This window comes from Celeribacter sp. ULVN23_4 (assembly GCF_054788345.1).
Window position 1 is genome coordinate 648,385 of record NZ_JBTVYO010000002.1, and the last position, 12,002, is coordinate 660,386.

Below are 12,002 nucleotides of genomic sequence, written 5' to 3' on the forward strand. Positions count from 1 at the left end.
ATTCCAAAAATATCTACATAATGCCTGCCATCTAGGATGGCGTAAGATTACCCCCTAAAACAATTAAGTTAACCCATTGTATTAAATTATATTTAGGAAACCCATAACACTTAATTTCCAAATTTCAGCACAGTCGTAATTGCTCTCTGCACAACCCGAGGACCTCAACTCCGCAACTCCATTTGTATGCTCAGAGGTATCTGTAAAAATGCACAGAAACAGGAAAAAGCGTTGCGAAAAGATTACACGCGATCTTTTATTTGCATGTTTTTTCATCTTTTCCGCGCAATTCTATCGCACCTCATCTGGCTGAGGACTATGTCCGCCGCACGGAGACAGCAGCGTCATAAACGCCGCTATCTCCGTGAGAAAAACCCAGAAAAGAGATCGTCCTACAGGACGATACGAGGAAAGAATTATGAAACACCTTATGATCACGACCGCTCTGGTCTGTGCCGCATCTGGCGCTGCATATGCAGGCGAACTGACTTACGGCTCCGCTGGCCACCTATTTTGATGTTGATGACAGCGACTTCCAAACGCTGTCCGGTGAATTTGACTACGTTTCCGGCAAACTCTCCTTCACCGGCGGCGCAGGCTACGTGACCGGCGACACCGACGACGCTTACGTCATCGATGTGACCGCAGGCTACGCCATCATGCCCGGCCTGACCGTTTACGGTTCGCTTGCATACGCCGACCAAGACAACGCTTCTGACGAAACAGCATACGGCCTGGGCGTAGAATATCAGACTGCCAACTATGGCGTTGCCCTTGACTACATGTATTTCGACGAAGCTGACACAGATGTTGTGACCCTTGGCGGTTACTACGGCTTCGGCGCATCTACCGTCTACGCAGCCTACACTGACGCCGACGATGCAGAAGGCTATATGCTCGGCTACACCTACGAAGCCAGCAACTGGGACTTCGATCTCGGCAGCATCTGGGCCGACGATTTCGACAATGGCCTGACCGCCATCGCTTCGTCCTACGACATCAACGGCACGATCACCCTCGGTGTTTCCCTGCTGTCCTACAACGAAGATTTCGGTGACTACGGCCTCGCAACCTTCGGCGGCACTTACAACTTCACCGACACAGTGTCTCTCGAAGCCAACTACGTCACCAGCTTCGGTTATGACGACAACTCCGATGGCTTCGGTCTGGCTCTCAAATTCGAAACCGGCTCCCGTCGTCTGCGCGTGATGGATCAGATCGATTACCTCGCATCCGACACCACGCCGCTCTACGACCTGCTCGACTACTGATCGCAAAAATCCCTCTTAAATATCAGGCTTAAGAGTGAGACGGCCCCGCAATATGCGGGGTCGTTTTTTATTTGCCTGCCCATCTCAACATCCCCCAACACCGCCACGACCTCCCACAAGCGCGACTTTTCTCTTTCCTCCCAATCCGACAAAAGCTACATCCCGCATCATGACACAGAACACTCTTCACATCGTCGGTGGCGGCATGGCTGGCTCCGAGGCCGCTTGGCAAGCCGCCAATCTCGGCATCAAAGTCGTGCTGCATGAAATGCGGCCCGAAGTTGAAACTTTTGCCCACCAGAGCGGCAAATTCGGCGAGATGGTTTGCTCCAACTCTTTCCGCTCGGACGATGACGAACAGAACGCCGTTGGGCTTTTGCATTGGGAAATGCGCGCCGCCAACGGGCTGATCATGGCGACGGCGGACAAGTTCAAACTGCCGGCCGGTGGCGCTTTGGCCGTGGACCGCGAGGCCTTCGCGGAACATGTGACTGAGACGCTCATGGCGCATCCGAACATCTCCGTCGAATACGGCGAGATCACCGAACTGCCTTCTGAGGGCGCATGGATCTTCGCCACTGGCCCCCTGACATCCCCCGCGCTTGGCGAGGCCATCGCGAAGGAGACCGGCGCGGACCGTCTGGCATTCTTCGATGCCATCGCCCCCATCGTCTATGCGGAAAGCGTGAATATGGATGTGGCGTGGCTGCAGTCGCGCTATGACAAGGGCGAGACCGAGGAAGAGCAGAAAGCCTATCTCAACTGCCCGATGACCAAGGATCAGTACGAGGCTTTCATCGATGCGCTTCTTGCCGCAGACAAAACCGAGTTCCACGAGGGCGAAACCGCGAAATATTTCGACGGCTGCCTGCCGATCGAGGTCATGGCCGAACGCGGTCGTGAAACCCTGCGCCATGGTCCGATGAAACCCATCGGCCTGACCAACACACATAAGCCCGAAGAAAAGGCCTATGCGGTGGTACAGCTGCGCCGTGATAATGCTTTAGGAACGCTTTATAACATCGTCGGATTTCAGACTAAAATGAAATACGGCGCACAGACCGAAGTGTTCAAAATGATCCCCGGCCTGGAGAATGCCTCCTTTGCCCGACTGGGTGGCATCCACCGCAACACCTTCCTGAATTCGCCCACCTTGCTCGATGATCAGATGCGTCTGAAATCGCGCCCGAACATCCGCTTCGCCGGTCAGGTGACGGGCGTTGAAGGCTATGTGGAAAGCGCCGCGATGGGGCTTCTGGCCGGACGTATGGCCGCAGCTGAACTCACAGGCCGCGATCTTCCGCCGCCGCCTTTCACCACGGCCATGGGCGCGCTGATCAACCATATCACCGGCGGTGCAGACGCAAAGACCTTCCAGCCGATGAACGTGAACTTCGGTCTCTTCCCTCCGCTCGATGGTATTCGTGGCGGACGCAAGGGCCGAAAAGAGCGCTACAAAGGCTACACAGACCGCGCCAAAGAAGAATTCAATCAATGGCTTGAAGGGCAATCCTAATGCCCCTTGTGACCCGGTTCGCTCCCAGCCCCACGGGGCCATTGCATCTGGGTCACGCCTTTTCCGCTCTCACCGCCTACCAGCGCGCCCAGGAGCGGAACGGCACCTTCCTCCTGCGTATAGAAGACGGCGACACGTCGCGCTGCCGCCCGGAATGGGAGGCTTTGATCTACGCCGATCTTCGGTGGCTGGGCCTCTCATGGTCCGAGCCTGTCCTGCATGTCACGGCGCGCGAAGACATCTATGCAAACGCCTTGCACCATCTCAACGACCTCGGGCTGATCTACCCCTGTTCCTGCACCCGCCGCGACGTGATCAATGCGCTCTCCGCGCCGCAGGAAGGTGCGCCTATGGGGCCGGACGGGATCATCTATCCCGGCACCTGTCGCGGGCGCTCTATGGACAGTTTCCAACCCGGTGAAGCCATCCGCCTCAACATGCGAAAAGCTGTGGAATATCTAGGAGATGTGTCGCGTTTTTCATGGCAGGAAACCGGCCCCTTTGAAACCGACACACACCACCTTGACGCAGCGCAACTGATCGATGGCGTCGGCGACATCGTCCTCGCCCGCAAAGACCTTGGCACCGCCGCCTATCACCTCTCTGTGGTTATCGACGACGCAGCCCAAGGTGTCACGGAAGCCGTGCGCGGCGTGGACCTGATGGAAGCGACACAGATCCACAGGCTGCTGCAAGCGCTTCTGAACCTGCCGGAGATCGCCTATCACCACCATCGATTGATCCGTGATGAGGACGGCAAACGCTTGGCAAAACGCACCGATGCCAAGGCAATCTCGAAATTCCGGGAAGAAGGTCTCAGCCCGGAGGATGTAAAGGCGATGATCGGCTTGTGAGTATTTAAAACAGCAAAGGAAACTGCATCCGTCTCCTTTGCTGCCAAAAATACTCAGGCCATGGGTTCCATCAGCTCGACCGCTTCCCCGTCCCGCACGGCGCGGTAAAAGCAGGAGCGACGGTTGGTGTGACAGGCCGCGCCGGTTTGCTCAACCAGCACCACGATGCAATCGCTATCACAGTCGAAACGGAAATCGACCAGTTTCTGCAAGTGCCCCGAGGTCTCGCCCTTCACCCAAAATGACTGGCGCGAGCGCGACCAGTAGGTCACCTTGCCGGTCTCAAGCGTCTTGCGCACGGCCTCTTCATTCATCCAGGCCATCATGAGAATCTCGCCGCTCTCATGGTCCTGCGCGATCGCCGGGATCAGCCCCTTGTCGTCATATTTCAACTGAGCGGCATCGAATTTGCCGAAACTCTCCTCGGAACACATGGGCTGTCCTTTCCAACCGGGGGCGCATGCCCTATCTATGGGCTCCGATCCTGAAAGGCAAACCATGTCCGCGCAATCCACCACAGAGCTCGCTCAACTCTATTCCGGCACGCTGCTCGCGCTGGCGGCAGACACCCCGCATACGGGGCGGCTGGATGCGCCGATGGTTTCCGTGAAGGAACGCGCCCCGCTCTGCGGCTCCACTGTCACCGTCGATATGGATATTGCGGACGGCCGCGTCAGCCGGTTCGCTCAGGACGTGAAAGCCTGTGCTTTGGGACAGGCCTCAGCCTCTGTGCTCGGCCGTCATGTTTTGGGCCGCACGGAGGACGAGCTGACCCGCGCCCGTGATGAGCTGACTGCATTTCTCAAAGAAGGCGGCCCTGTGCCGTCCGCCCCGTTCGAGGGGTTCGAGGCGCTTCTCCCCGCACGCGAGTTCAAAAACCGTCATGGCTCGATCCTCTTGGCGGTCACTGCCGCCTGTCGCGGGTTCGAAATCCTGCGAAATCAAGCCTGACTTAACCGATCTGTAAGACACTTAGATCATGATCCGGTGCAGTCCGGAGGTTTTCATGATTCCAAATCCAGAGTTCGATCGCGCCGTGCCCACAGACACGCGCCTGACCCAGCTTGCCGAATATGCCGGTCGTCTCGGGTTCGAGGTGGTCGATATTGCGGGCTTTCTCGAGACGGTCGATCAGCAATCGCAAAACCAGATCAAGACACTTGGCGAAGCACAAAGTGCCGCCTCCGCCGTCATGACCGCGAACGGTTCTGTCCGCAGTGCACTTGAAACCGTAACGGGGATCATGGACCAGACCCTTGAAAAGGTAGAAGGCTCCGTCGCTTTCGTCCGAGAGAGCGGCCAGAAATCGCAAACCGTTGCCAGCTGGGTTCAGGATCTCGCCGAACGCATGGAACGTGTCGCAACCTCTTTGGAGGCGGTCGAAGCCAACAATGCGCATATCTCCGACATCGCACGACAAGTAAACATTCTCGCCATCAATGCCAAAATCGAAGCCGCGCGCGCGGGAGACAGCGGTCGTGGCTTCGGCGTCGTGGCAGAAGCCATCAACGAGTTGTCACAGAAAACCGCCCGCGCGGCGGAAGGGATTGAGGACAACATTTCGACGCTCTCCGACTGGATCGGACGGCTGCGCGAGGAGGCCGGAACGGTTTCCTCTGAGGCCAGCCATGTAATCTCCACCGCGTCTGACGCCGATCATGCCCTCGCCGACATCGCGGACCGGGTTCGGCAAACCCATGACGCCACGCGCTCCATGTCGCAAGAAACCGAAAACGTGCATCACGCCGTCGAAAGGTTTCAACCCGCCTTCGACACGATCGGGGCCGCGGCCCGTCAAATCGCAGAAGGCATCCACACCACGAATACCCGCGTCGAGAAGCTTGTGGACACATCTGAGACGATCTTTCAGACCGCCGTCGCGCTCGGCGGGGCAAGCGACGATATGCAGTTTATTGAGAAAACCCGGCAAGCTGCGGCGGAGATTTCGGACCTCTTCGAAACCGCGATTGTATCGGGACGCATCTCCCGCGCCGATTTGTTTGATCGCACCTACACGCCCCTCGCGAGCACCAGCCCGACACAACACATGGCGCGGTTCACCCAGTTCACCGACGAGGTGCTTCCCTCCATTCAGGAACGAATGCTGTCCCTTGATCCGAAAGTGGTGTTCTGCGCCGCGATTGATCCGAACGGTTACCTGCCGACACATAACAAAGCGTTTTCTCAGCCGCAGGGCAAAGACCCCGAGTGGAATGCTGCCCATGCACGCAATCGACGTATCTTCGATGATCGCGTCGGTCTGAAAGCCGGACGCAACACCGCGCCCTTCCTGTTGCAAGTCTATCGCCGCGATATGGGGGGCGGGAAATTCGTAATGATGAAGGACGTCTCGGCCCCCATCCTTGTGAACGGGGAACATTGGGGCGGCCTGCGCCTCGCCTACACGTTCTGATCGTGCGATCCAAAAAGAAACCGCCGCACTTCCAAAGAAGGCGGCGGCAGTCTGATCTGATATCCACGCTGTCAGGTGGGGGGGGATACATCCACCGCTGACAGGAACAGGTGAGGGTCAGCACGCGTGGGACGGGGTCAGATCACAGGCAGACTGGGAGGGTTTGACGTCAGAACAGCGCCGGCAGGGATAGCCCCCCAACAAGAATGACCAACAGTGCGATGGCGCCAAGCATGTCTTCGAACAAGGTGGCTTGAGAGCGGGAAACGACAGATTTGAGATCTTGGATCATGGCATCCTCAGCAACGTGGTTAATGACTTGTTGCTAGTTTGTTCTCATTTTAACTGAGTCCTGTAAAGAACTTTTTGGGAACATTTGCGAACAAAATGTAATTCCCCCAGGAGGAATTCACCTAACCCACTGAAATCAAACGGATCGCTTCATCCTTACCCATCAGCCACAAAAGAACACGCACGGCCGCGCCGCGTTCTGTTTTGAGTGTCGGATCATCATGAAGGAGTTTGCGCGCATCCGATTGCGCCAGAGCCATCAGCGCGGATTGCCGCTCAAGATCGGCCACCCGAAACCTCGGCAGGCCCGATTGCGCCGTACCCAAAACATCCCCCGCCCCGCGCATTGCCAAGTCTTCTTCTGCGATACGGAAGCCGTCTTCGGTCTCGCGCAAAATCTCCAACCGCCGCCGCCCGGTCTCGGTAAGAGGTGGTTTGTACATCAACAGACAGGTCGAGGCGACATCCCCGCGCCCGACCCGGCCGCGCAGCTGGTGGAGCTGCGCCAAGCCGAAATGCTCGGCCCGCTCAATCACCATGATCGACGCGTTAGGCACGTTCACCCCGACCTCGATCACCGTCGTCGCCACAAGAACCGCAATCCGCCCGGCGGCAAAATCCGCCATGGTCCGGTCCTTGTCTTCCGGCGCCATCTGGCCGTGGACAAGCCCGACATGCCCTTCCCCCAACACCGCGCGGAGCGCTTTGAACCGCTCTTCGGCGGCCATCATGTCGACGAGTTCGCTCTCTTCGACCAGCGGACAGACCCAATAGGCCTGCCGCCCCTGCGCAATCGCGGTTTTGAGATGGGCCACCACCTCATCCATCCGATCAATCGCACTCAACGCGGTTTTCACCGGCGTCCGTCCGGGTGGTTTTTCATCCAGAATGGAGACATCCATATCCCCATATTGCGCCAAGGACAGAGACCGCGGGATCGGTGTCGCGGTCATCACGAGCACATCGACCGCCGTGCCTTTTTGGGACAGTGCAAGGCGCTGCGTCACACCAAAGCGGTGCTGCTCATCGATGATAGACAGGCGCAAATCATGAAACGTGACATCGTCTTGGAACACCGCATGAGTCCCGACCAGAATATGAATGTCACCACGTTTGAGCGCCGCAAGTTTCTCTGCGCGCGCGCGCCCCTTGTCCCGCCCGGTCAAAAGTTCAAGCACCACACCCGCAGCTTCCGCCATCGGGCGCAGCCCCTCAAGGTGTTGACGTGCAAGGATTTCCGTCGGGGCCATCATGACGCCCTGCCCGCCCGCTTCGACCGCGACCAGCAAAGCCATCAGCGCAACGAGCGTCTTACCAGAGCCGACATCCCCCATCAGCAACCGGTTCATCCGTTGTGCTGCGGCCATATCTGCGGCAATTTCCTCCATCGCGCGGGCCTGCGCCCCTGTCGGTCGATAGGGCAAAGCCGCCAGCACCTTGCCGCGCAGCGCACCGTTCCCGACATTTTCCCGCCCTTTGCCGCGTCGGACCTGCGCCCTCGCCAAAGCCAGCGTCACCTGATGCGCGAACAATTCGTCATAGGCCAAACGCTGCCGCGCCGCGCTTGTCGGAGAGATCTCGTTTTGAGACAACGGGCGATGGGCCTGCGCCAAAGCGGCCTCGAAATCCGGCCAACCTTCCCGCGCCTTCAACGCCGGATCGACCCATTCCTCCAACTCCGGAACAAGCTCCAAAGCCGCAGCGCTGGCCTTGCTCATGGTCTTTTGCGTCACCCCCGCCGTCAACGGATACACCGGCTCGTACCCCGGCAGGCCATCCGCCTCTTCCGGCGACAGGATGTGATCGGGATGCGGCATCTGAAACTGGCCGTCGTACATTTCAACCTTACCGGAAATCAGCCGTCGCTCCCCGACCGGAAGCTGCGACGCGATCCAAGACGGCGCGCCACGGAAAAACACGACCTGAAACGCCAGCTCGCGATCTTCAACAATCACCCGATACGGAAGGCCTTTGCGGCTCGGCGGTTGATGGCGCAGAACGGTGACTTCGACGGTCGCGATGGACCCCGGCACCACCTCGCGCAAACTGTCGCGCCGCCGCCGATCCACCACGGCATTGGGCAAGGTGAACAACAGATCGCGTGGCCGCTCCACCCCGAGCGCAGGCATAAGCTTTGCTGTTTTCGGCCCGATGCCCGCAAGCGTCTCAAGCCCCGCAAACAGCGGAAAAAGGATATCCGGCCGCCCCCCGCTCATGCGTCCCCGATCAAGGCAAGCCAGCCGTCTTCGTCCAAAAGCTCAATCCCAAGATCGCGGGCTTTCTTCTCTTTCGAGCCGGCTCCCGGACCCGCGACGACCAAATCGGTTTTTGCCGAGACCGAGCCCGACACTTTCGCGCCAAGCGCCTCGGCGCGGGCTTTGGCCTCCGAGCGGGTCATCTTTTCCAATGTGCCAGTGAAGACGACAGTTTTCCCGCTGACCGGGCTGTCATTCTTGGGCTTTTCGGCCTCGATGGGGTTCAAATGCGCGACCAGACGGTCGATCGAGGCGCGTTCGGCCTCTTGGTGAAACGTCGTGATCACGGAGGTCGCCATGACATCGCCGACACCGTCGATGGAGAGCAAATCTTCCCACTCCGGACCGCTTCCGACCGTGGCTGATTTCATCGCCTTTTCAAACGCGCCCCATGTGCCGTAATGCGTGGCAAGAAGGTTGGCGGAGCTGTCGCCGACATGGCGAATACCGAGGCCGAAGATCAGTTTGGCCAACGGAATCTCCCGGCGGGCATCGATGGCATCGAACAGGTTGAGGGCGGATTTCTCGCCCCAGCCTTCCCGGTTCTTCAATTGCGACAGATTTCCGGGGCCGAATTTTGCTTTGAGTTCAAAGATATCTGCGGGCTCTTTGACCCAGCCATCTTTATAGAACTGCTCCACCTGTTTCGCACCGAGCCCCTCGATATCAAAAGCCCCGCGCGAGACGAGATGTTTTAGTTTTTCCACCGCTTGCGCCGGGCAGATCATCCCACCGGTACAGCGGCGCACCGCGTCGCCCTCTTCGCGAATGGCGTCCGATCCGCACTCCGGACAGGTTGTCGGAAACACGTATGGCTCTGCGTCGGGCTTGCGTCGGGCAAGATCGACATCGGCGACCTTCGGGATCACGTCGCCGGCGCGGTAGACCTGCACCCAATCGCCGACGCGAATGTCCTTGCCGCCACGAATGTCTTCGCCCTTGCTGTCGAGGCCTTTGATGTAATCCTCGTTGTGCAAGGTCGCGTTGGACACAACGACGCCGCCGACCGTCACGGGCGTGAGCCGCGCCACCGGGGAAAGCGCGCCGGTACGGCCAACCTGAATGTCGATGGATTCAAGTTGGGTCCAGGCAAGTTCCGCCGGGAATTTATGCGCGATGGCCCAACGCGGCGTGGTCGAGCGAAAACCGAGGCGATGTTGCAGATCGAGCCGATCGACCTTGTAGACCACCCCGTCGATGTCATAGCCCAGCGTCGCGCGCTGTGCCTCGATCTCGTGGTAATGGGCGATCATATCGCTGATGTCGGTAAAGCGTTTGGTCAACGGGTTGGTTTGAAACCCGAGGGCCGCAAGCCGCTTGATCGCGCCCGTTTGGGTATCGGAGAGCGGCTCAGAATGTTCGCCCCAGGCATAGGCAAAGAATTTAAGAGGGCGCGCGCGGGTGATCTCCGCATCGAGTTGCCGCAATGACCCCGCCGCCGCATTGCGCGGGTTGGCGAAGGTCTTGCCGCCACGCTCAGCATGGCGCGCGTTCAATGCCTCGAAATCGGCATGGGACATGTAGACCTCGCCGCGCACCTCAAGCACATCGGGCGCACCGGTCAATTCTTGGGGGATATCTTCAATGGTGCGGGCGTTGGCAGTGACGTTTTCGCCCACCTCGCCATCGCCGCGGGTCGCGGCGGAGACAAGCTTGCCCTGTTCGTAGCGGAGCGACAGGGACAGCCCGTCAATTTTCGGTTCCGCCGTATAGGCAATCTCCCCCGGAGCGCCGAGATATTTGCGCACGGAGCGGTCGAATTCCTGCACATCTTCGTCGTCAAACGCATTGGCCAAAGACATCATGCGAACGGCATGGGTGATCTTGCCGAAGCCTTCGGAGGGAGCGGCGCCGACCTGTTCCGTCGGGCTGTCGGAGCGCTGCAGCTCGGGAAACCGCGCCTCAATCGCCGCATTTCGAAGCTTGAGCGCGTCGTAATCTGCATCCGACATCACCGGCGCATCGTCGGTGTGATAGGCGGTATTGGCTCCGGCAAGACGCTCCGCAAGCCGCGCAAGCTCTGCGCGCGCTTCATCCGCGCTCAGCGCCTCGACGGGTTTCGTCTCGTCCAGATGTTCAGCCATGAAATACTCCCCGCGGATGTCTTCTCTCTGATTTAGGAGAGGGACAGGAGGAGGTCCAGTCAGAATTCACGGAAGGAAGAAAACGCTCCGGACTGGCCTAAAACCTACGGCGTAAGACCGCCGGGGCACGACAACTCGCGTATCGTTCCGGTCAGGCACCGATGGCAATCTGTTCATCACCATGATCGTTTCCCGGCTCGGGATCGCGCAAGACATAGCCCCGGCCCCAGACGGTTTCGATGTAATTCGCCCCGTCGGTGGCATTGGCGAGCTTCTTGCGCAGCTTGCAGATGAAGACATCAATGATCTTCAATTCGGGTTCATCCATGCCGCCGTAGAGATGGTTGAGGAACATTTCCTTGGTCAAAGTCGTCCCCTTGCGCAGGGAAAGCAGTTCCAGCATCTGATATTCCTTGCCCGTCAGATGCACCGGTTTGCCAACCACGGACACGGTTTTCGCATCGAGATTGACCTCGACCTTGCCGGTGCGGATGACGGATTGGGAATGGCCTTTGGAGCGCCGAATGATCGCGTGGATGCGGGCCACCAACTCTTCGCGATGGAACGGTTTGGTCAGGTAATCATCGGCGCCAAAACCGAACCCTTTGATCTTGTTTTCCGTATCATCGGCACCGGAGAGAATGAGAATGGGCGTATCGACACGAGCCAGCCGCAACTGGCGCAGCACTTCGTGACCGTTCATATCTGGAAGCCCCAAATCGAGAAGGATCAGATCGTAATCGTAAAGTTTCGCGAGATCGATCCCCTCTTCGCCAAGGTCCGTCGTGTAGACGTTAAGATTGGCATGAGACAGCATTAACTCGATGCTTTTCGAGGTGGTAGGATCGTCTTCGACCAGCAAAATACGCATAACCTAGGAACTCCGTTATTCTCTTCCAAATTCGTTCTCGTTGCGTTCGTTCCTTTGGAAGATGGGCACAAATGGTTAACTACACGTTACCAGAGCTACCCTTTTTTGATTTTCCACTCAAGGTTGTCGGTATTTCTGCACAGATGTCGCCTTTAATGCCGCTTCGCCATGCTCAGCGATAGCGGTCTTCCAAGAATTGAATTCTTCCTCGGACAATCCATACATCTGAAGCGCCTCAGAGGTGGTGATCAGCCCGAACACAACGCCCTTCACCACAGCGGCCTTGCGCGAAGCAACCCAGCGGCGCGTGTCCTTTGGCGGCAGGTCGGCTCGGGTCATGATCGAACCGTCGGGCAATGTCACGGCACGCGGGCCGTCGACTTTTTTGAGGTACATTGGTCTCACCCTCTTCGTGAATCGTCACCCCGTTTTGCAGCAATCCTCTTA

General features: G+C 58.3%; 11 protein-coding genes. 5 read left to right on the forward strand and 6 right to left on the reverse strand.

All coding sequences use genetic code 11. From position 1 onward, the window contains the following. Nucleotides 1-602: 602 nt before the first annotated feature. The 3 genes from ACYBHZ_RS08505 to gluQRS all read left to right on the forward strand — a co-directional run bounded on the left by ACYBHZ_RS08505 (nt 603) and on the right by gluQRS (nt 3,641). Nucleotides 603-1,271, forward strand: a complete 669-nt coding sequence (locus tag ACYBHZ_RS08505; protein WP_460273827.1) for a hypothetical protein — start codon at nt 603-605, stop codon at nt 1,269-1,271. A 169-nt stretch (nt 1,272-1,440) separates the two neighbouring features. Then, nucleotides 1,441-2,787: a methylenetetrahydrofolate--tRNA-(uracil(54)-C(5))-methyltransferase (FADH(2)-oxidizing) TrmFO gene (gene trmFO, locus ACYBHZ_RS08510; RefSeq protein ID WP_460273828.1), complete on the forward strand. Its 1,347-nt coding sequence runs from the start codon at nt 1,441-1,443 to the stop codon at nt 2,785-2,787. Then, nucleotides 2,787-3,641, forward strand: a complete 855-nt coding sequence (gene gluQRS, locus ACYBHZ_RS08515; protein ID WP_460273829.1) for a tRNA glutamyl-Q(34) synthetase GluQRS — start codon at nt 2,787-2,789, stop codon at nt 3,639-3,641. Before trmFO ends, gluQRS begins: the two co-directional genes overlap by 1 nt. Nucleotides 3,642-3,694: 53 nt before the next feature. Here gluQRS and hisI read toward each other — a convergent pair whose 3' ends face one another. Further along, on the reverse strand, nt 3,695-4,075 hold the full coding sequence (hisI, locus tag ACYBHZ_RS08520) for a phosphoribosyl-AMP cyclohydrolase (protein WP_460273830.1): 381 nt from the start codon (nt 4,073-4,075) through the stop codon (nt 3,695-3,697). A 64-nt stretch (nt 4,076-4,139) separates the two neighbouring features. Between hisI and ACYBHZ_RS08525 the strand changes: the two genes are divergently transcribed. Together ACYBHZ_RS08525 and ACYBHZ_RS08530 are read left to right on the forward strand one after the other, a co-directional pair. Beyond that, nucleotides 4,140-4,592 (forward strand): iron-sulfur cluster assembly scaffold protein, encoded by a 453-nt coding sequence (locus tag ACYBHZ_RS08525; RefSeq protein ID WP_460273831.1) that lies wholly within the window; start codon nt 4,140-4,142, stop codon nt 4,590-4,592. Between the two features lie 55 nt (nt 4,593-4,647). Then, entirely contained in the window at nt 4,648-6,054 is a 1,407-nt protein-coding gene (locus ACYBHZ_RS08530; protein WP_460273832.1) for a methyl-accepting chemotaxis protein, read from the forward strand. Between the two features lie 169 nt (nt 6,055-6,223). Here the strand turns inward: ACYBHZ_RS08530 and ACYBHZ_RS08535 are convergent, their stop codons facing one another. From ACYBHZ_RS08535 to sciP, 5 genes are all read right to left on the reverse strand, one after another. Then, nucleotides 6,224-6,346, reverse strand: a complete 123-nt coding sequence (locus ACYBHZ_RS08535) for a hypothetical protein (RefSeq protein ID WP_460273833.1) — start codon at nt 6,344-6,346, stop codon at nt 6,224-6,226. A gap of 121 nt (nt 6,347-6,467) precedes the next feature. After that, nucleotides 6,468-8,561, reverse strand: a complete 2,094-nt coding sequence (gene recG / locus ACYBHZ_RS08540) for an ATP-dependent DNA helicase RecG (RefSeq protein WP_460273834.1) — start codon at nt 8,559-8,561, stop codon at nt 6,468-6,470. After that, a complete protein-coding gene (gene ligA / locus ACYBHZ_RS08545) occupies nt 8,558-10,684 on the reverse strand; it encodes an NAD-dependent DNA ligase LigA (protein ID WP_460273835.1) in 2,127 nt (708 codons plus the stop codon). The genes recG and ligA overlap by 4 nt, the downstream gene beginning before the upstream one ends. Nucleotides 10,685-10,835: 151 nt before the next feature. Beyond that, on the reverse strand, nt 10,836-11,555 hold the full coding sequence (gene ctrA / locus ACYBHZ_RS08550; RefSeq protein ID WP_460273836.1) for a response regulator transcription factor CtrA: 720 nt from the start codon (nt 11,553-11,555) through the stop codon (nt 10,836-10,838). Between the two features lie 117 nt (nt 11,556-11,672). Next, nucleotides 11,673-11,951, reverse strand: a complete 279-nt coding sequence (gene sciP / locus ACYBHZ_RS08555; RefSeq protein WP_460273837.1) for a CtrA inhibitor SciP — start codon at nt 11,949-11,951, stop codon at nt 11,673-11,675. Nucleotides 11,952-12,002: the final 51 nt, after the last annotated feature.

Excerpts from the sequence above, each read along its gene's own strand:
- ligA (WP_460273835.1), bottom strand. The coding sequence starts at position 10,684 with ATGGCTGAACATCTGGACGAGACGAAACCCGTCGAGGCGCTGAGCGCG.
- gluQRS (WP_460273829.1), top strand. The coding sequence starts at position 2,787 with ATGCCCCTTGTGACCCGGTTCGCTCCCAGCCCCACGGGGCCATTGCAT.
- trmFO (WP_460273828.1), top strand. The coding sequence starts at position 1,441 with ATGACACAGAACACTCTTCACATCGTCGGTGGCGGCATGGCTGGCTCC.
- recG (WP_460273834.1), bottom strand. The coding sequence starts at position 8,561 with ATGAGCGGGGGGCGGCCGGATATCCTTTTTCCGCTGTTTGCGGGGCTT.
- hisI (WP_460273830.1), bottom strand. The coding sequence starts at position 4,075 with ATGTGTTCCGAGGAGAGTTTCGGCAAATTCGATGCCGCTCAGTTGAAA.
- sciP (WP_460273837.1), bottom strand. The coding sequence starts at position 11,951 with ATGTACCTCAAAAAAGTCGACGGCCCGCGTGCCGTGACATTGCCCGAC.
- ACYBHZ_RS08530 (WP_460273832.1), top strand. The coding sequence starts at position 4,648 with ATGATTCCAAATCCAGAGTTCGATCGCGCCGTGCCCACAGACACGCGC.
- ACYBHZ_RS08525 (WP_460273831.1), top strand. The coding sequence starts at position 4,140 with ATGTCCGCGCAATCCACCACAGAGCTCGCTCAACTCTATTCCGGCACG.
- ctrA (WP_460273836.1), bottom strand. The coding sequence starts at position 11,555 with ATGCGTATTTTGCTGGTCGAAGACGATCCTACCACCTCGAAAAGCATC.
- ACYBHZ_RS08535 (WP_460273833.1), bottom strand. The coding sequence starts at position 6,346 with ATGATCCAAGATCTCAAATCTGTCGTTTCCCGCTCTCAAGCCACCTTG.